The sequence below is a fragment of the Kitasatospora sp. NPDC088861 genome, from assembly GCF_044750105.1.
Classification (GTDB): domain Bacteria; phylum Actinomycetota; class Actinomycetes; order Streptomycetales; family Streptomycetaceae; genus Kitasatospora.
The window spans coordinates 109,578-129,617 of sequence record NZ_JBIVJF010000004.1 but is presented as its reverse complement, the minus strand read 5'-3'; the positions used below and the strand labels follow the sequence as shown (position 1 = coordinate 129,617).

General features: G+C 74.2%; 14 protein-coding genes. 5 read left to right on the top strand and 9 right to left on the bottom strand.

Features of this window, described 5'->3' with window-relative positions; translation table 11 throughout:
• Positions 1-46: 46 nt before the first annotated feature.
• From ACIP37_RS09790 to ACIP37_RS09755, 8 genes are all read right to left on the bottom strand, one after another.
• Positions 47-1,294, bottom strand: a complete 1,248-nt coding sequence (locus ACIP37_RS09790) for a nitric oxide synthase oxygenase (protein ID WP_400843695.1) — start codon at positions 1,292-1,294, stop codon at positions 47-49.
• 126 nt (positions 1,295-1,420) lie between these two features.
• Positions 1,421-2,845 carry a sugar porter family MFS transporter gene (locus ACIP37_RS09785; RefSeq protein WP_363579150.1) on the bottom strand — a complete coding sequence of 475 codons (1,425 nt, stop codon included), beginning with the start codon at positions 2,843-2,845 and terminating at the stop codon, positions 1,421-1,423.
• Between the two features lie 143 nt (positions 2,846-2,988).
• Positions 2,989-3,960, bottom strand: coding sequence for an L-histidine N(alpha)-methyltransferase (egtD, locus tag ACIP37_RS09780; protein WP_363579148.1), 972 nt, complete (start codon positions 3,958-3,960; stop codon positions 2,989-2,991).
• A gap of 45 nt (positions 3,961-4,005) precedes the next feature.
• The gene (gene egtC / locus ACIP37_RS09775) at positions 4,006-4,755 is read right to left on the bottom strand and encodes an ergothioneine biosynthesis protein EgtC (protein WP_400805079.1); all 750 of its coding nucleotides are present in this window, start codon (positions 4,753-4,755) and stop codon (positions 4,006-4,008) included.
• The gene (gene egtB, locus ACIP37_RS09770) at positions 4,755-6,098 is read right to left on the bottom strand and encodes an ergothioneine biosynthesis protein EgtB (RefSeq protein ID WP_363579144.1); all 1,344 of its coding nucleotides are present in this window, start codon (positions 6,096-6,098) and stop codon (positions 4,755-4,757) included. The genes egtC and egtB overlap by 1 nt, the downstream gene beginning before the upstream one ends.
• On the bottom strand, positions 6,095-7,384 hold the full coding sequence (egtA, locus tag ACIP37_RS09765; RefSeq protein ID WP_400805081.1) for an ergothioneine biosynthesis glutamate--cysteine ligase EgtA: 1,290 nt from the start codon (positions 7,382-7,384) through the stop codon (positions 6,095-6,097). The genes egtB and egtA overlap by 4 nt, the downstream gene beginning before the upstream one ends.
• 357 nt (positions 7,385-7,741) lie before the next feature.
• Positions 7,742-8,887, bottom strand: a complete 1,146-nt coding sequence (locus tag ACIP37_RS09760) for an aminotransferase class I/II-fold pyridoxal phosphate-dependent enzyme (protein WP_363630630.1) — start codon at positions 8,885-8,887, stop codon at positions 7,742-7,744.
• 73 nt (positions 8,888-8,960) lie between these two features.
• Entirely contained in the window at positions 8,961-9,425 is a 465-nt protein-coding gene (locus ACIP37_RS09755; RefSeq protein ID WP_363579139.1) for an SRPBCC family protein, read from the bottom strand.
• A 276-nt stretch (positions 9,426-9,701) separates the two neighbouring features.
• Between ACIP37_RS09755 and ACIP37_RS09750 the strand changes: the two genes are divergently transcribed.
• The 3 genes from ACIP37_RS09750 to ACIP37_RS09740 all read left to right on the top strand — a co-directional run bounded on the left by ACIP37_RS09750 (position 9,702) and on the right by ACIP37_RS09740 (position 16,429).
• Positions 9,702-10,508, top strand: a complete 807-nt coding sequence (locus ACIP37_RS09750) for an SAM-dependent methyltransferase (protein WP_363616858.1) — start codon at positions 9,702-9,704, stop codon at positions 10,506-10,508.
• A gap of 157 nt (positions 10,509-10,665) precedes the next feature.
• On the top strand, positions 10,666-12,780 hold the full coding sequence (locus ACIP37_RS09745) for an EAL domain-containing protein (RefSeq protein ID WP_363579135.1): 2,115 nt from the start codon (positions 10,666-10,668) through the stop codon (positions 12,778-12,780).
• A gap of 232 nt (positions 12,781-13,012) precedes the next feature.
• Entirely contained in the window at positions 13,013-16,429 is a 3,417-nt protein-coding gene (locus ACIP37_RS09740) for a hypothetical protein (RefSeq protein ID WP_400805083.1), read from the top strand.
• A 43-nt stretch (positions 16,430-16,472) separates the two neighbouring features.
• Here ACIP37_RS09740 and ribA read toward each other — a convergent pair whose 3' ends face one another.
• Positions 16,473-17,102, bottom strand: coding sequence for a GTP cyclohydrolase II (ribA, locus tag ACIP37_RS09735; RefSeq protein WP_363579131.1), 630 nt, complete (start codon positions 17,100-17,102; stop codon positions 16,473-16,475).
• 349 nt (positions 17,103-17,451) lie between these two features.
• On the opposite strand from ribA, the gene gdhA reads away from it, so the two are divergent.
• Together gdhA and ACIP37_RS09725 are read left to right on the top strand one after the other, a co-directional pair.
• Complete coding sequence (gene gdhA / locus ACIP37_RS09730; RefSeq protein ID WP_363579129.1) at positions 17,452-18,840, top strand: NADP-specific glutamate dehydrogenase; 1,389 nt, start codon at positions 17,452-17,454, stop codon at positions 18,838-18,840.
• A gap of 116 nt (positions 18,841-18,956) precedes the next feature.
• Entirely contained in the window at positions 18,957-19,826 is an 870-nt protein-coding gene (locus ACIP37_RS09725; protein WP_363616867.1) for an AraC family transcriptional regulator, read from the top strand.
• The last annotated feature ends 214 nt before the right edge of the window (positions 19,827-20,040 follow it).

The following is a 20,040-nucleotide window of genomic DNA, read 5'->3' as shown; positions in this document are numbered from 1 at the left end:
GGCCTCCCCCCGTTCCGCTGTTTCCGCCGTTTCCTCCCCCGCCGCCTCACCAGGGCTCGCGCGGCAGGAAGGCCGGCCGCAGCGACGGGTCCACCGGGTCGTAGTACCGGTGGTAGACGGGCGTGAGCCCGCCGGAGACCGGGGGCACGATCCAGCTCCAGTCCGCCGGGGTCGGCCGGCCGAGCCGCTTCTCCTGGGCGACGTGCCGGAGGAAGCGTTCGGACTCGGTGTGGTGGTCGGCGATCGTCACTCCGGCCTCCTGGAAGGAGTGCAGCACCGCGATGTTGAGTTCGATCAGCGCGCGGTCGCGCCAGAGCGTGCGCGCGCTGGAGGTGTCCAGGCCCAGGCGCTCGGCGACGGTGCCGAGCAGGTCGTAGCGGTCGGCGTCGGCGAGGTTGCGGGCGCCGATCTCGGTGCCCATGTACCAGCCGTTGAAGGGCGCGGCCGGGTAGCGGACGCCGCCGATCTCCAGCGTCATGTCGCTGATCGCGGGCACCGCGTACCAGCGCAGGCCCAGGCCGGCGAACCACTCGTACGCGGGGTGGGTGAGCGGTACCTCCAGAGTGGTGTCGTCCGGCAGCTCGTACCAGTGCGGGCGCTCGCCGGGGTGTTCCTGGACGAGCAGCGGCAGCACCTCGAAGCGGTCCTCGGCACACTTCCAGCCGAGGTCGCGGGCGCGGGCGGCGAGTTCGGTGCCGGCCGGGTCGCCGACGACGGCGTCGCCGACCCGGTGGCCGGCGTAGCGGACCAGCTGCTGGTTGACGATGCGGGCGGCCGGGCGGCCCGGGCGGTCGGGGGCGAACACCGAGACCACCGGGCGGATCCGTCCGCCGTTGCCGGCCAGCCGCAGGTGCTCGAAGCACTCGGCGGCGATGTCGTCGGCCGAGCCGAGGTGGCGCAGGTCGCGCACCACCAGACTGCGCCAGTACAGCCGGCCGATGCAGCGGGCGGCGTTGCGCCAGGCGAGCTTGGCGCCGTAGGCGAGTTCGGCGGGGGTGTGCTCGTAGCTGCCGGTGCGCTCGATCTCGTCGAGGACGGCCCGTATCCGGGTGTCCGGGGCCCCGGTGGCGGGCTGCTCGTGATGGAAGCGGCGGATGAACTCGGCGGCCTGCTCCGGGTCGGTGAACGGTGGTGGGGACGGCGGCGGGGATGACGGCGGGGGCGACGGTGTGGGCGACGGCCGGGCCGCGGCCGGGGAGTGGGTGTGGGCGTGGGTGTGGGCGTACGGGCAGCCGGCGGTGGCGGTGGCGGTGACGGCGGCTGGTCTGCGGGCGCGGAGCCGGTTGAAGATCAAGGACACATCCCTCCTGGCGAACAGGAGTACCGGAGGTGTCCGGGCCGCCGCAGGGAGTGAACGATTCGGCCCCCGCACCCGCGATGATCGCGCTAGGGTGCGGGGGCCGATGGTCGGACTGTCGGATCAGCCCATGTCCTCCAGCCGGACGCCCTTGGTCTCCTTCATGAACTTCGCCACGAAGACGATCGACAGCGCCGCGAACGCCGCGTACACCAGGTAGGTCGCCGACAGGTTCCAGCGCGACATCGACGGGAACGACACGGTGATCGCCCAGTTGGCGATCCACTGCGCGGAGGCGGCGACGGACAGCGCGGCGGCCCGGATGCGGTTCGGGAACATCTCGCCGAGCATCACCCAGACGACCACGCCCCAGGACATCGCGAAGAACAGCACGAAGGCGTTGGCGGCGACCAGCGCGACGGTGCCCTGGAGGTCGGGCAGCGTGACGTTGTCGCCGCTGCCGGTGGCGGAGGAGAACGCCCAGCCGGCCGCGCCGAGCGCGACGGCCATGCCGGCCGAGCCGATCAGGGCGAGCGGCTTGCGGCCGATCCGGTCCACCAGCAGGATCGCGACCACGGTGCCGAGGATGTTGATGACCGAGCCGACGAAGCTGATCAGCAGCGAGTTGCTCTGGTCGATGCCGACCGACTGCCACAGGATCGACGAGTAGTAGAAGATCACGTTGATGCCGACCAGCTGCTGGAAGACCGACAGGCCGATGCCGACCCAGACGATCGGCAGCAGGCCGAAGCGCCCGCCGAGCAGGTCGCCGAAGCGCGGGCGGTGGTCGGAGGCGATCAGCCCCTGGACCTCGGCGATCCGGGCGTCGGTGTCGACGTCCTGGCCCTCGACCTGGGCGAGCACGGCGCGGGCGTCGTCCAGCCGGCCGGCCTGGATCAGGTAGCGCGGGGACTCGGGGATCACCGAGGCGAGGGTGAAGTAGACCGCGGCCGGGACGACGCAGATGCCGAGCATCCACTGCCAGGCCTCCAGGCCGAGCAGCTGGCCGCGGGTGTCGCCGCCGGCCGCGTTCGCCAGCAGCCAGTTGACCAGCTGGGAGATCGCGATGCCGAGCACGATCGCGGCCTGCTGGAAGGAGGCCAGCCGGCCCCGGTACTTGGTGGGCGCGACCTCGGCGATGTAGGTCGGGGCGATCACCGAGGCGATGCCGATGGCCGCGCCGCCGAGCACGCGCCAGAAGGCGAGGTCCCAGGCGGCGAAGGGGAGCATCGAGCCGATCGCGCTGACCGCGAACAGCAGCGCGCCCGCCTTCATGACCTTGATGCGGCCGTAGCGGTCGGCGAACCGGCCGGCCAGTGCGGCGCCGATCGCCGAGCCCAGCAGGGCGGAGGAGACGATCAGACCGGTCACGCCGTCGCCGACGCCGAACTTCTCCTGGATCCCGGAGACGGCGCCGTTGATCACGGAACTGTCGTAGCCGAACAGGAACCCGCCGAGGGCTGCGGCGGCGGTGATGAAGACGACGAAGCCGAGGCGGCCGGGCGCTGAGGCCTCGACCGCCCCGGAGGGCTGCTTGGTGACGCTCACGATCTTGACTCCTGGTACTCAACGCTGAGCTCGGTAGCCGAGATCGTAACCCTTATTCGTTTAAGTCTTGTACACCGGAAACCTCAATTTTTGCTCTGAGGATTCGTAAGGTGAACAAGCAAATTCAGCTGCGCCGACCGTCCCTACGCCGGGGCGGACAGTGACAGCCCGAACCGGCCCTCCTCGTCCGTCCACCAGTGGCTCAGCCGCAGCCCGGCCGCCGCCAGCTCGGCGGACACCCGCTCCCGGCGGAACTTGGCGGACACCTCGGTGCGCAGCTCCTCGCCCCGGTCGAAGTGCACCGGCAGGTTCAGCGCCGGGATCTTCACGGTCTGCGCGCGCAGCGAGCGCAGCCGCATCTCGATCCACTCCCGATCCGGGTCCCACCGCGCGACGTGCGCGAACGCGGTCGGGTCGAAGTCGGCGCCCAGCTCGCGGTTGAGCACGTTGAGCACGTTGAGGTTGAACTCGGCGGTCACCCCGGCCGCGTCGTCGTAGGCGGCGACCAGCACCGACGGGTCCTTGACCAGGTCGGTGCCGAGCAGCAGGAAGTCGCCCGGGTCGAGGGAGGCGCGCAGCCCGCGCAGGAAGGCCGCCCGCTCCTCGGGCAGCAGGTTGCCCAGGGTGCCGCCGAGGAAGGCGACCAGTCGGGGGCCGCCCTCCGGGGGCAGGCCGAGCCGGGCGGTGAAGTCGGCCAGCACGCCGTGCACGGCGAGCCCGGGGTACTCGGCGGCGAGCGCGACGCCGGCGGCGGTCAGCGCGCTCTCGCTGACGTCCACCGGGACGTACGTCTCCAGGGTGCCGAGCGCGCGCAGCGCGTCCAGCAGCAGCCGGGTCTTCTCGGAGGAGCCGGAGCCCAGCTCGACCAGCGTGCGGGCCCCGGTGGCGGCGGCGATCTCGCCGGCCCGGGCGGTCAGGATGGCCCGCTCGGCGCGGGTCGGGTAGTACTCCGGCAGCCGGGTGATCTCCTCGAACAGCTCGCTGCCCCGCGCGTCGTAGAACCACTTCGGCGGCAGCCACTTGGGTTCGGAGGTCAGGCCGTGCTGCACGTCGTGGCGCAGCGCGCTGCTGAAGTGGTCGGCGGGCAGCAGCCGGGTGAGATCAAATGTGTCCATGACAGGGTGGGTCCTCTGTTCAGAAGATGAAGGGGCGGTGGAGGATCAGTAGCGGCCGAGGAGCTGACGGACGGTGACGCCGCGCTCGTCGACCACCACCAGCGAGCCGTCCGGGACGGCCGTCCAGCCGGGAGCGTCGTCGTACGGCTCGGAGGCCACCACCGTGCCGAGCCCGGGCAGGTCGCGGTGGTGCAGGGTGTCGCCCCAGGCGGTCGCGGCGAGCGTGCGGCCGTCGGTGAGCAACAGGTTGAGCCGGCCGGTGGTGTGCGCGGTGACGTCCGCGACGGTGCCCGCCAGCGCCTCGCCGAGCCCGGCCCCCGCCCGCAGCCGGTGCAGGACCAGGGCCCACAGCAGCGCCGAGTCGGAGCGTGCCTCCAGCTCCAGCAGCTCGGCCGGCGGGAGCAGGGCGGCCAGCGCGTCCAGCTTGCCCGGCCAGCCCGCCACCGCGCCGTTGTGGCTGAACAGCCAGCGCCCGGCCGCGAACGGCGCCGCCGCGCTCTCGCCCGCCGCGCAGCCCTCGGTGGCGGAGCGGACCGCCGCCAGCAGCACCCGGGTGCGGATCACCCGGGCGAGGTCGGCGAACGCGGCGTCCGCCCAGATCGGCCCGTCCCGGCGGTAGCGGGCCGGCACCTCGTCGCCGTCCGCGTACCAGCCGAGGCCGAAGCCGTCCGCGTTGACCGTGCCGTACTGCTGCGCCCGGGGCGCCCAGGACTGCCGGTACAGGCCGTGCGGCGGGTGCACCAGCAGCTCCCGTGGCGCCACCGGCCCACCCAGGTACGCGAGGTGGCGGCACATCAGGCCACCTCCAGGTCGCGGGCGGTGCGGAACCCGGCGAAGATCTGCCGCCGGACGGGGTAGTCCCAGTTGCGGAAGGTGCCCCGGCAGGCGACCGGCGCCACCGCGAAGCAGCCGCCGCGCAGCACCTTGTACTCCGGTCCGAAGAAGACCTCCGAGTACTCCTGGTAGGGCCAGGCCCGGAACCCGGGGTAGGGGCGGAGGTCGCTGGCCGTCCACTCCCACACGTCGCCGATCAACTGCCGTACGCCGTACGGGGACTCGCCCGCCGGGTAGCCGCCGGCCGGGGCCGGGCGCAGGTGTCGCTGCCCGAGGTTGGCGTGCTCGGCTCCGGGGGCCTGGTCGCCCCACGGGTAGCGGCGGGAGCGGCCGCTCGCCGGGTCGTGCCGGGCCGCCTTCTCCCACTCCGCCTCGGTCGGCAGCCGCCGTCCGGCCCACCGGGCGTAGGCGTCCGCCTCGTACCAGCTGACGTGCAGGACGGGTTCGTCCGCCGGGACGGGCTCCACCGTGCCGAACCGGCGCCGCAGCCACTGGCCGCCGTCCAGGCGCCAGAACAGCGGGGCGGTCAGGTCGGCCCGCCGCCGGTGCTCCCAGCCCTCGGGCGTCCACCAGCGCGGCTCGTCGTAGCCGCCGTCCGCGATGAACCGCTGGTACGCGGCGTTGGTGACCGGCGTGGTGTCCAGCAGGAAGGCGGGCAGCTCGACCACGTGCGCGGGGCGCTCGTTGTCCAGTGCCCACGGCTCGGTGTCGGTGCCCATCGTGAACGGTCCTGCGGGGACGAGCACTTCGGCGGGCAGCGCGGCCGCGTCCGCCGGGGCGGGCGGCGGCGGGGGAGCGGCCAGCGCAGGCTCCCCCGGGCGGAGCTGGTGGGTGATCAGCATCGTCTCGTCGTGCTGCTGCTCGTGCTGGGCGATCATCCCGAACGCGAACCCGGCGTCCAGCAGCGGCGCCCCCTCCAGCGGACTGGCCGCCAGCAGGTCCAGCACCCGGCCGCGCACCTCGTGCGCGTACGCCCGGGCCTCGGCGGGTGCCAGCAGGGGCAGGCTCGGCCGCTCGGCCCGGGGGTGCTGGAAGGCGTCGTACAGCGGGTCGATCTCCGGGTGCATCGGGTCGCGGCCGCCGACGTTGCGCAGCAGCCAGAGTTCCTCCTGGTTGCCGATGTGCGCCAGGTCCCAGACCAGCGGGGACATCAACGGCGAGTGCTGGGCGGTGAGGTCGCCGTCCTCGACGCAGTCGGTGAGCGCGGCGGTGCGGGCGCGGGCGGCCAGCAGCTCGGCCGCGATGGTCTCGCGCAACTCCTCGGTGCCCGCCGCCGGGGCGGCAGGGGGGCGGACGTCGGTCATGGTGCGGCCTCCTCCGGAGGAGTGCGTCGGGTGCCGGAGCGCAGGGCGTCCAGCTGGTCGTCGGCCGGGCAGCGGCCGCGCGCGGGGTAGCGCTCGGCGAACTCGGCGACGGCGGCGCGCAGCCGACTGGCGCCGGGCAGGCGGCCCAGCGCGGCGTCGGCGGCGGCGAAGCAGGTCAGGGCGGCGCGGCGCAGCTCGGGATCGGCGACGGCCAGCGTCGCGGCCCGGCGCCAGACGTCGCTGCGCGGCGGGCGCGGACCGTCCGGGCGGCCCAGCGGCTCCAGCGCGGCGAGCGCGGCCTCGGCGGCCGGCACGTCGTCCAGCAGCGCGGTCACCAGGGCGGTGGGCACCACCCAGCCGTCCCCGGGCTGGGCGTCGATCATGCGCAGCTCCAGGTGGCCGTGCGGGCGCACCGGCGGGAACAGGGTGGTCCGGTGGTAGTCCAAGTCGCCCAGCGTGGGCGGGCGTTCGCCGCCGCCGCGGACCCAGTCGCGGAAGGTCAGGCCGGGTGGGGCCGTCCACGGCAGCCCCTCGGGGCGGCGCACGCACAGCACCTCGGCGTCCAGCACGTACTGCGCCCAGGCCTCGCGGGGGTCGCCGTGGTCCGGCTCCGGGGCGAGCGTGCGGGTCGGGTCCATCCGGGACCAGACGGTCTGCCGGGTGGAGCGGTGACCGGTCGGCCTGCCGTCCAGCAGTGGGGAGTTGGCGAAGGCGGCGACCAGGACCGGGCCGAGCAGGTGGGTCAGTCGCCAGCGGCGCTCCACCGCGTGCGGGCCGTCCGCGTCGCCGGCGTCCAGGCACACCTGCACCGAGGCCGTGCCGGTCATCATGATCCGGCCCCAGGGGCCGGCGGAGTCGAAGAACCGCTCCATCGCGAGGTAGCGGGGGTGGTCCAGGACCATCAGGCGGGGGCGGGCCAGCGGGTCCGTCCCGGTGCCGGTGAGGCGCAGGCCCTGCGCCGCGAAGGCGGCCCGCAGGGCGGTCAGATCGCGTCGGGTGTCCTCGACGCAGGCCAGGAGGCCGGTGGCGGGCGGGGAGCTGAGCTCGACCTGCCCGCCGGGTTCGAGCGTGAGCCGCGAGCCGGAGGGGAGCGAGGCTCCGTCCGGGCCGCCGAGTGGCAGCGACTCCAGTGCGGCGTGGACCAGTTCCGGTCGGACGGGCTTGCCGGGACATCGGTCGTCGTGGACGAACCACTCGACCTCGACGCCCACCAGCCGGGGCGGTCCGATCTTGAAGCAGACGCCCGACACGTGGCTGAGCGCCCCCGACTCGGTCAGCGGGGTCACCCCCGGCGGGGGCGCTGGGGGGCTCTGCCGGTCGGGCGGAGTGGTGCGGGATGTCGGTATCACCGGACTTACCATCCTCGGGGTCAGGATTGCGGCCCGAACTACCCTGCCCAGTCTGCTACGGAGCATGCGGGGGCGCTTCGCAAATATCGTGTGAACGTTCGTTTCTGCAGGTCAGGGGTGGCGCGATCGGGTGAATCCGGGGATCCGGGCGGCTTTCCGGGCGTGCGCGGGGGCGCCGGGCGGGACGTGCGCGGGGTTGCCGGGCGGGGCCTCGGGCGCGGGTTCCGGGAGGGTGCGTCGGGGAGCAGCGGGCAGGGGTGCGGGGGCGTCGGGCGGGGTGGCCCGGTGGTTCGGTCACCGCCGGTCGAGGCGCTCCAGGACGGCGTCCAGCACCGGGCCCGGCAGGGCGTAGTTCAGCCGCAGCGCGCCCCGGCCGCCGGGGCCGAACTCGGCGCCGTCCGAGGCCTCCAGGCCGTAGCGCTCCAGCAGCGCCCGGCGGGCCCCGTCCGGTGGCAGCCCCAGGGCGGCGGCGTCCAGCCAGAGCAGGTAGGAGGACTGCGGCGCGGAGCGGACGGCGGGCCCCAGCCGGCCGGTGAGCCGGGCGCGGGCGGCGGCGAGGTGGGCGAGCAGCGCGTCCAGCCACGGCCCGCCCTCGGCCAGCGCCGCCCGCTGGACGGTCTGCTCCAGCAGACCGCCCTCCCAGAGGCCGAAGCCGGCCAGCACCTCGGTGAACCGGGCGCGCAGGCCCGGATCGGGGACGAGCGCGAAACTGCTCGGTAGGCCGGAGCAGTTGAAGGTCTTGCCGACCGAGTTCAGCGTGACCACCCGGGGCCGGAGCGCCGCGTCGACGGTGGCCACCGCCACCGGGTGGACGTACCCGGGGTGGGTGAGATCGCCGTGCACCTCGTCCGAGACCAGCAGCGCGCCGGCCTCCGCCGCCCGCTCGGCGAGGGCCCGCAGGTCGGCGGCCGGCCAGACCCGGGCGGAGGGGTTGTGCGGGCTGCTCAGCAGGACGGCTCCGGCCGGGTGGGGGAGCGGACCGTCCGGGAGCCGGTAGCCGTCCGGGCCGGCGGTCAGGGGCAGTTCCCGGTACGGGAGGCCGGCCGCCCGGCACAGCTGGGCGAAGCCGCCCCACTCCGGCGTCGGGAACAGCACCGGCGCCTGCGGGCGCACGGTCTCCAGCAGCAGGCGCAGGGCGGTGCGCGGGCCGCAGGGCAGCAGCAGCACCCAGTCCGGATCCACCTCGACGCCGTGCCGCGAGCGGTACCAGCGGGCCACCAGCGCCCGCCCGGCCGGGTCGCACACCGTGTACCCGTACGCGCGGTGGCGGGCCCGGTGCTCCAGCGCGGCGGCCACAGCCGGCGGTCCGGGCAGGTCCATGTCCGCCAGGCCCATCGCGATCACCCCGGGCGCCCCCGCGCGGGCCCACTTGCTGCTGCCCGTCCCGGTCCGGTCGAAGGGGGCCGCGAAGCCGAACGCGTCCGGTGCGGTGGTGGGCATGACGGCCTCCGGTGGTCGGGGGTGCGCCGCCACGCTAGAGCCGGACGGGTGCCGGCCGCCACCGGCCGCGTGGTCACCCGTTCGCCGGCCCGCTCCCGCTGCCCAGGTGTGCCGCCAGCCCCCGCCGCCCCCGGCGCATCATCACCGCGTGGTTGGCCCGGAAGAGCGGGTGCAGGGGCAGGGCGAGGCGGCGCAGCAGGGGTTTGCCGGGGCGGGTGTCCTCCTCGAAGAGCACGCGGCTGCCCGGCCCGTCCGAGGTGACGGTGAACCGTGACCACCCGGTGAGATCGCCCCGCATGACCGCCTCCAGCACTCCGGCGGCCCGGTCGCGCCGTCGCGCCTCCAGGCGGATCACCAGCCGGTACGGCAGCAGCGCGCGCACCACGAGGTCCCCGGACTCCTCGCCGGTCTGCCGGACTTCGAGGACCTCGGGCCACCACAGCGGGTAACTCCGCACGTCCTCCAGCGCCGCGTACACGTCGGGGGCCGGCGCCGCGAGTCGCCACATGCCCCGGAAGCGGTAGTGGTTGGGGTCCACGCGCCCCACCCTAGAGCGCCACGGTCCGGAGCCGGCCCGTTTCGGTCGGGTTCCCTCGTCGACAGCCGGGCCCTACGGTGGCCCGGCCGTCGGCGGGACCGGTTCCGGTGAGACGGGAGGGGAACGCTCCGTAAACGTCGCATGCCAGGAGGGAGGTGTTCCGCTTGCAGCCGTTCGGGGTGCAGGGGAGGATCTTGTGTGCTTGTAGTCTCGTCTGTCACAGCAGTTGTCGCGAGGCACTGCATCCCCGGAAAACGGAGTGAAGGAGTCACAGGCATGCGGCGACCGAGCTGGGTACCGGAGGGCACGGACCTGGACAAACCGAACGCCGCGCGGGTCTACGACTACTACCTGGGAGGCTCGCACAACTTCGAGGTCGACCGGGAGATGGCGCGCAAGGCGATGGCCCTGTGGCCGGAGCTGCCGCAGATCATGCGCTCCAACCGGGCCTTCCTGCGGCGGGCCGTGTCCTACCTGTCCGAGCGCGGCGTCACCCGCTTCCTGGACATCGGCTCCGGCATCCCGACCTTCGGCGCGGTGCACGAGATCGCCCGCGCGATCCGCCCCGAGGCGACGGTCCTCTACGTGGACCGGGACCCGGTCGCCGTCGCGCACAGCCGCCTGCTGCTGGAGGACGACCCCGGCAGCGAGGTCGTCCAGGCCGACCTGCGCGACGTCCACGACCTGCTGGCCCGCCCCGAGGTGGCCGCGCTGCTGGCGCAGGGCGAGCCGGTGGCCGTCCTGCTGGTCGCCGTCGCGCACTTCGTCACCGACGACGAGGACCCGTGGAAGCTGATCGGCACGCTCCGTGACGCGCTCCCGCCCGGCAGCGCGCTGGTCCTCTCGCACGCCTCCCTGGAGGGCCGCCCGGACCAGGCGGAGGACCACCAGGAGCTCTACCGCAAGACGCCGACCCCGCTGACCATGCGCACCCACGAGCAGATCAGCGGGATGTTCGCCGGCTTCGAGCTGGTCGAACCGGGCGTGGTCTACCTGCCGCAGTGGCGTCCGGACCAGCCGGAGACGGTCGGCGAGCACCCCGAGCGGATGACCGGGGTGGCGGGCGTGGGGTTCCGCCCTTGAGCGGACGGATCGGGCGAGTGACCGACGGCCGCGGGCTCCGCGAAGCGGCCGCCGGTCACCCCGCCGTGCCCGCCGCGCGGACCACTGCTCCCCCCGCCCGGACCGCTGCCCGCGCCGGCCACCCCGCAGCGGTGACCGCGCGCACCCGGGTGGACGCATGAGCGCCGCCCCGGTGTCCGGCAGCGCCGAACGGTTCCACGAGGCCTGGGCGCGACTGCTTTCCGCCGACCACGGCACGGCCGTCCACCCCGGGCTGCTCGGCCGCCTCACCGCCCGGACCGCCGCCCTGCTCCACCGCGCGCAGCTGGGCGAGCCGTTCGAGCCCCGGCTGGCCGAGCAGGCCGGCGCGGAACTGGTCGACGCGCACTTCACCGACCCGGTGGTGCTGGCCCGGGCGGTGGAGCTGCTCCAGGCGCAGCCGCTCGGCGACGACCGCGGCCCGGCCCTGACCGGCGCCTTCGCGGCCGGCTGGGCCGCCGCCCTGCGCGAGCGCACGCTGCGGGAGCAGGAGGCGATCCGCACCGCCGCCGACACCGCCCGCAAGGAGGCCGAGCGGGCGCTGCGCGCCTCCGAGGCCCGGTTCCGGGCGCTGTTCGAGAGCGCCGCCATCGGGATCGGCATCGGCGACACCGACGGCAACATCCTGGCGGTCAACAAGGCGCTCCAGGAGCTGTTCGGCGCGAGCCCGGAGGACATGACCGGCCGCCGGGTCGGCGATCTCGTCCACCCCGAGGACACCCCGGGCGTGTGGGAGGCGTACGAGGAGCTGATCAGCGGCAAGCGGGACTACTTCCAGTTCGACAAGCCGTACTACCGCCAGGACGGCGAGGTGGTCTGGACCCATCTGACCGTCTCGCTGATCCGCGACGACGACGGCGTCCCGCAGTACCAGGTCGCGATGCTGGAGGACGTCACCGACCGCTACCGGCTCCAGGAGCGGCTGCGCCACCAGGCCACCCACGACCCGCTGACCGGCCTGCCGAACCGGGCGGCCTTCTTCGAGCGGCTGGAGAAGCTGTTCGAGGATCCGGATCCGGGCGCCAGGTTCGGCCTCTGCTACGTCGACCTCGACGGCTTCAAGGTGGTCAACGACAGCCTCGGCCACGACACCGGGGACCAGCTGCTGTCCGCGGTGGCGGCCCGGCTGAAGGCCGCGCTCAACCCGCTCGGCCACCTGGTGGCCCGGCTCGGCGGCGACGAGTTCGTGGTGCTGCTGGAGAACTGCCGGGGCGAGCAGGAGGCCGTCGCGGCGGCGAAGACGGTGCTCAAGGCGCTGGCCGGGCCGGTGCTGATCGGTGACCACAAGCTGGCCGTGGGCGCGAGCGTCGGCGTGCTGGAGCGGCGGGTGTCCACCACCACCCCGGGCGCGGCCGTCCGGGCCGCCGACCTGACGCTGTACCGGGCCAAGGAGGCCGGCCGCGGCCGCTGGACGCTGTTCGACCCCAAGGAGAACGCCCGCGCGGTCAGCCGCTACGCGGTGTCGGTGCGGATGCCGGCCGCCCTCGACCGGGGCGAGTTCTTCATCGACTACCAGCCGCTGTACGCGCTGGCGGACGGCCGGCTGGCCGCGGTGGAGGCGCTGGTGCGCTGGCGCCACCCGCAGCTCGGCGTCCTCGGCCCGGACGAGTTCGTGACCACCGCCGAGGAGACCGGGCTGATCATGCCGCTCGGTCGCTGGGTGCTGGAGCAGGCCTGTGGCCAGGCCGCGGACTGGGTCAAGCGGTTCGGCGACGCCGCGCCGCAGCTGAACGTCAACCTGGCGGTCCGCCAGGCGCGCAGCACGGCGCTCGTCACCGACCTCGGCCGGATCCTCGACACGACCGGCCTCGAACCGGCCAGGCTGCAACTGGAGATCACCGAGTCGACCGTGGTCGGGCCCGAGGACGAGGCGCTGCGCACCCTGCACGGGCTGGTGGACCTCGGCGTGTCGCTGGCCGTGGACGACTTCGGCACCGGCTGGTCCAACCTCGCGTACCTGCGCGACCTGCCGGTCTCCGGGCTGAAGATCGCCGGTTCCTTCGTCGGAGACCTGCACGATCCGGAGAAGGACGAGTCCACCGGGTGGCGGATCGTCAGCGGCCTGGTGTCGATGGCGCACGCACTCGGGCTGACCGTCACCGCCGAGGGCGTGGAGACCCGCAAGGACGCCGAACGGCTGCGGACCATCGGCTGCGACTGGGCCCAGGGCTGGCACTTCGGCCGCCCGGTGCGGCCGGACGAGATCGCCCGCCGGATCGCCGAGGAGCCCCGGGGACGCCCGGTCGGGGGCTGACGCGTCGGGGGTGTCGGCTCCGCGGCCGAAGGGGACAGGGCCGGGCAGGTGGGGGAGGTCCGCGGCGGCGTTCGGCGGCGTTCGTGCAACCGCTCGGTCGCGTTCCGGAAAATCGGCCAACACCACGGCCCACCATGCGGGATGATGGCGCGTCAAAATCACCACCCGGGGCCGTGCGGCGCGCGGCTACGGCCCCGCGCCGGCCCCGGGAAGCGGGGAGGAGAGCGCCGCCATGGCCACACCGGAGGACGCCGGCCCGGCCGACGACGACCGACGAGGCCCCTGGCCGGAGAGCGGCCCCGGGGTCCGGCCCGAGCCCCCGACCAGGGCGGACCGGCGGCCGTGGGGGCGGCGCCTCGGTGTCGTGCCGGACCGGCCGTCCCGGCTCGGCGCCGTCCCGCGCACCCGGACGGACCCCGACGCCGCGACCGGGCGGGAGCCGGACGGCGGGGCCCGCTTCGACCCGGAGGCGCCGACCAGGGTCCAGCGGGCCGCACCGGAGCGGGTCGACCCGGAGGCGCCGACCAGGGTCCAGCGGCGCGCGGGCACCGGGCGCGCCGCCGCCCCCGGCTGGGCCGACAACGTGGGCCCCGGGCCCAGCCGGAGCGGCGAGGGCCCCGTGGGCGGGGTGTCAGGGGGTGGGATATCGAAGGGCGGGGCGCCGGAGGGTGCGGGGCCCACCGGCGGACGGTTCGCGGGCGCTTTCCCGGACGCCCTGCGCGGCCGCTTCGACCCGCTCGGCGTGGCCGGCTCCGGCACCGAGGGCACCGTCTGGCACGTCCGGCGCACCGACGGCGGCGGCGAGGCCGCGGTGAAGGTGACGGCCGCCGGCCAGTCCATGGACGCCGACCTGCTCGGCTACCTGCGCAACGACGACTACCGCCGCCACGTCCCGCACATCGTCGACTTCGGGCGGGTCGGCCACCACGGCGCCGAACTCGACTGGGTGGCCATGGAGTACCTGCCGGTCACCCTCGCCGACCACTTCGCCGAACTGCGCGAGCGCGGCCGGCACACCGACCCGCGGGAGGCCGAGCGGATCGTCTACGAGCTCGTCGCCCTGCTCGACTTCTGGCAACGGCGGATCGAGCGCAACCCGCTGGACTTCAAGCCGGCCAACGTGCTGGTCCGCCCCGGCCGCGCGCCCGGGGAGTTCGTGATAGCCGACTTCGGAGGCGTCGCCCGGCTCACCGCCAGCCGCCGCTTCACGCCCGAGACGATCGTCACCATCCCGTACATGGCCCCCGAGCTCCTGGCCGGCCGCAATCACGAGGCCGGGCCCTGGTGGGCGCTCGGCAACGTCCTGTACGAGCTGTTCACCGGCCGCCCCCGCTTCCTCGGCGCGGACGGCCTGCTGATCAGCGACGAGGTGCTGCAACTGGAACTGGTCCTGGGGGACGAGGTCGACCTCTCCGCCCTCGCCGACCCCCGCCAACTGCTGCTCCTCCAAGGGCTGTTCACCAAGAACCCGGAGGACCGCTGGACCGCCCCGCAGGTCCGCAGCTGGCTGGCCGGCGGCAGCCCCGCGGTGGTCCGGCGACAGACCCGGGCCGACACCGGCCGCACCCACCGGCCGATCACCTTCCTCGGCTCCCCCTTCACCGATCCGGCCAAGCTCGCCGAGGTCCTGCTCAGGCGCTCCGGCGACGCGGCCCGCTGGCTCTCCGCCGGGGGAGCGGAGCGGCTGCGCGACTGGCTGCGCGACGACGTCCAGGACAACATCTTCGACCTGCACCACCTGACCGACGTCGCCCGGGCGCCCGGCTCCCGCCGCGACGCGGCGGGAGCCCTCGCGGTGCTCGCCTTCGGCGCCGCCTTCGCCCCCTCCGCCACCCCCTACTACCTCGACCGCCCGATCGACACCCCCGGGCTGGAACGCATCGCCACCGAACCGGACGGCGCCGTGTTCATCGACGCGCTGGTCCGGGGCGGCGCCCCGGCCGTCGCCGCCCGCTACGACTGCTTCCACCCCGAGTGCTCCGGCGAACACTGCTCCCGACTGCTCGCCCTGGCCCGACTCCCGGACGTCCTGGCCGAAGTGGACCGTGCCGCCCGCACCGTCGGCGGCGGCCGGCGGGGCGGCGACGGGCTCAGCCCGCAGGAGCGCGAGGAGGCACACCGGCTGGTGGTGTGGCTGAGCGTGCGCCCCGAGGAGCGCGACCGGCTGCTCGGCCGGCTCTCGCCGCTGCCCACCGCCCTGCACCGGCTGCCGCTGCCCGAACGGATGGCGGAGCTCGCCGCCCTCGTCGCGGCGGTGGTGGTGGACGCGGCCCTGGCCGCCGGCTCCGGGATCCGCACGGCCGTACGCGCCGCGGTGCGCCGGCCCGCGCCGGACCCGACCGCCGCGCCGGAGGCGGTCCGGCGCCGCTGGTCGGCGTTGCGGCGGCGGGCGGTGGGCGCCGACCCGGGGGACGACGCCGGGCGCGCGGCCCTGGTCGCCGCCGAGACGCTGCGCCCGCGCGGCCGGGGCCGGGGCGAGTGGCCCGACGACGCGGATGGCCGGGAGGGCGGGGCCGGGCGGGAGAGCCGGGCCGGCCGGGACCGGTGGCTGGGGCGGCTGTGGCAGGGCGGGCGTGGACGGACGCCGGTGGACTGGGCGGCCCGGCTGCGGGCGTGGTGGCCGCACGCCCGGACCGGCCTGCCGCGCCGGGCGGGCGCCGTGCTGCTGCTGTTCCTCGCGCTCGGGTTGCTGCTGTGGGCGGGGGCGGTGTTCCGCTACCCCGTCGAGGCCGGGGTCCAGCTCAGGATCTCGCCGGACGGCGCCTTCGGCGGGCCGTTGAAGAAGGCCGGCGAGCACGCGGCCCAGCAGGTGGTCGGCCAACTGGGGGCGGCACTGGTCGCCGCCGCCGTCCTGGCCTTCTTCCCCGCCCGGGTCGGCCTCGGCACGGCGGCCCTGACCGGCGTCGGGGCCTTCGCCATCGGCTACCTGCGGCTCGGACCGCCGATGACGGGCCTGGAGATGCCGAGACCGGTGGCTGAGCGGGTGGTCATGTTCGAGGGCGGGATGGGCAGTTGGGCCGGCTTCGCGGCGGTGGCGGCGATCGTGGCGTCGTTCGCGCTGATCGAGCGCGCTGCGGACCGGTTGCTGAAGCCCGCGCACGAGGCCCGGCGGCAGGTGCGGGAGGCCTGGCGGCGGCTCGCCGGGCGGGGCGCGGCGGCACGGTGGGACGGCAAGCAGTGGCGGACGGGCCCCGTGGGCGCCCGTGACCGCGTGCTCTTCGCGCTCGGGAGCACCTGTGTGCTGGCCCTGCTGCTGTGGGCGGCGGTCGAGGTGCGGCTGGCGGCCACCGGGCACCACCCGACGCCGGACTCCTGGGGGACCGGCCGGACCGGCGCGGCCTACCAGTCCGGGTTCGTCGTCCTGCTGGCCGTCGTCTCCCTCGCGAGCACCCTGGGGACGCCGGGTACCGCCCGGGCGCTCCTCGGCTGCTGGATCCCCGCCACCCTGGTGCTCGGCGCCTGGCCCGGACCGCTCGGCCCGGTCGAGGCGCTGCGGATCCCGGTGTTCAAGGGGCAGCTCGCGGCCGTCGCGGAGTTCTGGGGGCACGGCGCGTTCTGGGCCGCGCTGCTGGTCGCGCTCCCGCTCGCGGCGTACGGGGTGCTGCGCACGGTCCGGGCGCGGGGGGCGGGTGCGGGGGTGGACGGCTGACGGCTGACGGTCCGGCCGTCATCCGGTCCGGCCGTCATCCGGCTCAGCCGACCAGCCGGGACAGTTCGATCGAGTGCCCGGTCCGCTCCACCTTCGCCCGCAGGTAGCGCACGTTGCTCGCGGACAGGTGCACGCCGGTCGGCACCCGCCGCCGCACGGTGATCCCGAGGTCGGCCAGCTGCTGCGCCTTGTCCGGGTTGTTGCTCAGCAGGTCGATGCCGGTGGCGCCGAGGGTGGTGAGCATCTGGGCGGCGGCGGTGTAGTCCCGGCCGTCCTCGGGCAGGCCGAGCGCCGTGTTGGCGTCGTACGTGTCCAATCCGGAGTCCTGCAAGGAGTAGGCCTCCAGCTTGTTGTAGAGCCCGATGCCCCGGCCCTCCTGCCGCAGGTACAGCAGGTAGCCGCCGGCCTCGGTGATCCGCTCGACCGACTCGCGCAGCTGCGGGCCGCAGTCGCAGCGGTCCGAGCCGAAGACGTCGCCGGTCAGGCACTCCGAGTGCAGGCGCACCAGTGGCGTCCCGCCCTCCGGCACCTCGCCGAACGCGAGCGCCAGGTGTTCGGCGCCGTCGGCGAGGTCGTGGAAGGTGAGGGCCTCCGCCTCGGCGCGGTAGCCGTCGGAGAAGGTCAGCGGGATGCGCACACGCGAGCGCACCGTGGCGGGACCGGGCTGCGGCATGGGTGGGCCTCCGTCGATGAGGAGATGGGTCGGCGAACCGACGAATCGATGGGGTCGAGAGGGGCGGGCCGGGTGGCCCGGGGTGGAGCGGATGTCGATGACCGTACTCGGTAGTTCCAATTTGAACAACTAAATACCGCCCGTGCCCGATGCGACTACGGACCGTGGTTCAGCCGGGCTCCGTGCGGACGCGAGGGCGCTGGTGGATCGTACGGTCCGCGAGGCGTGGGGGTTTCAGCATGTGGATGCGTCGGGAGCCGGACTGTGGACACTGCGAGGATTCCCCCGTTTCCTGGGCACGGGAATGCCTCGCGAACGAGCACCGACGACCACGGAAGGTCCTGATCAGATGCCCACAACCCCTCCCGCCGCCACCTCCCCGACCTCCTTCGACGCCGAGCAGCGCGTGATCGAGGCGCTCTACGCGGACGTGGTCCGCCGGAACAGGGGTGAGACGGAGTTCCACCAGGCGGTCCACGAGGTCCTGGAGACCCTCGGGCCGGTGCTCGCCCGCCGCCCCGAGTTCGTCGACGCCCGGATCATCGAGCGGATCTGCGAACCCGAGCGGCAGCTCATGTTCCGGGTGCCGTGGACGGACGACTCCGGCGACATCCACGTGAACCGGGGCTTCCGGGTGGAGTTCAGCAGCGTCCTCGGCCCGTACAAGGGCGGGCTGCGCTTCCACCCCTCGGTGAACCTCGGCATCGTCAAGTTCCTCGGCTTCGAGCAGATCTTCAAGAACGCGCTCACCGGGCTGTCGATCGGCGGCGGCAAGGGCGGCTCCGACTTCGACCCCAAGGGCCGCTCGGACGCCGAGGTCATGCGGTTCTGCCAGTCCTTCATGACCGAGCTGTACCGCCACCTCGGCGAGCACACCGATGTCCCCGCCGGGGACATCGGCGTCGGCGGCCGGGAGATCGGCTACCTGTTCGGCCAGTACAAGCGGATCACCAACCGCTACGAGACCGGCGTGCTCACCGGCAAGGGCCTCGGCTGGGGCGGCGCGCAGGCCAGGACCGAGGCGACCGGCTACGGCTGCGTGCTGTTCACCGCCGAGATGCTGCACAGCCGCGGCGAGAGCCTGGACGGGCGCCGGGTCGTCGTCTCCGGCTCCGGCAACGTCGCCATCTACGCGATCGAGAAGGCGCAGCAGCTCGGCGCGACCGTGCTCACCTGCTCCGACTCCACCGGCTACGTGGTGGACGAGAAGGGCATCGACCTCGCGCTCCTCAAGGAGGTCAAGGAGGTCCGGCGCGGCCGGGTCGCCGACTACGCCGAACTACGCGGCAGTCACGTCCGGTTCGTCGAGGGCCCGGGCGTGTGGAGCGTGCCCTGCGACGTCGCGCTGCCCTGCGCCACCCAGAACGAGCTGACCGAGACGGACGCGCTGGCCCTGGTGCGGGGCGGGGTGCTGGCGGTCGCCGAGGGGGCCAACATGCCCACCACCCCGGAGGCGGTCCGGGTGTTCCAGGAAGCCGGGGTGGCCTTCGGCCCGGGCAAGGCGGCGAACGCGGGCGGCGTCGCCACCAGCGCCCTGGAGATGCAGCAGAACGCCTCGCGCGACTCCTGGACCTTCGCCCGCACCGAGGAGCGGCTGGCCGGGATCATGAAGCACATCCACGACTCCTGCTTCACCACCGCCGAGCGCTACGGCCACCCGGGCGACTACGTGGTGGGCGCGAACATCGCCGGCTTCGAGCTGGTCGGGGACGCGATGCTGGCCCAGGGCCTGATCTGAGCCCTGCCGCCCGTCACCCGGCGATCGGTACCCGACCGGATCGGGCACCGATTGTCGGGTGCGGCAGGGTGGGTCCTTCCTACGGTGGTGATCAGTAAGGGAAGGACGGGGTCGGAGTGCTGGAACACCTGAACCGGGCGATGGACCACATCGAACGGAACCTGGACCAGGAGGTCGAGGTCGCCGAGCTGGCCCGGATCGCGATGACGTCGGAGTACCACTTCCGGCGGCTGTTCTCGATGCTCTCCGGGATGCCGCTGTCGGACTACGTCCGGCGCCGGCGGTTGACCGTCGCCGGGGCCGAAGTCCTCGGCGGGGAGCGGACGTTGCTGGAGGTCGCGATCCGGTACGGCTACACCTCGGGGGAGGCGTTCGCCCGGGCGTTCCGGGCGATGCACGGGGTCGGGCCCGGTGAGGCCCGGCGCGAGGGCGCGGTGCTCAAGTCCCAACCCCGGATGTCCTTCCGACTCGTCGTGGAGGGAAGCAGCAGTATGGAATACCGGATCATCGAGCAGCCGGACTTCCGGATCATCGGTCGGCGGGCTCGGGTCCCGCTGGTGCACGAGGGGGTGAACCCGGCCATCGCCTCGTTCATCAAGGGGCTCGGCCAGGAGACCGTCGACCGGATCTCGGCGCTCTCGGGCCGTGAGCCGGAAGGCATCCTCTCGGTCACCGAGTTCTTCTCGGAGAGCCGCGAAGAGGGTGTCGAACTCGACTACTACCACGCGGTGGTGGCGGACGCGGGCACCGTCGTCCCGGACGGCCTGGACGTTCGGGAGGTGCCGGCGGGGACCTGGGCGGCCTTCTCCAACACCGGGACCTTCCCGAAGGCCCTCCAGGAGATGTGGCGGGACGTCTTCACGCAGTGGTTCCCGTCCAATCCGTACGAGTTCCGGCCGGGGCCGGAGATCCTGCGTACCCGGTTCCTGCCGGACGGCCAGGCGGAAGCCCAGCTGTGGATCCCGGTGGCACGGGCGCTGCGCTGACGGACGGCCGTTGACAGCTGACAACTGACAAAAAACAGATGACAGATAACAGATTTCGAAATCTGTTATCTGTCATCTGTTTTTTGTTCGCCCGCCAATGCCCGCCAACGCCCACTGCCGCCGCCCGCCGCCCCGCCCGCCCCCGTTCGGCCCAGCAGCGCCCGCACCCGTCCTCCCCCGCCCGCATGCTGGGGCGGGGGAGAACGGGGGATCG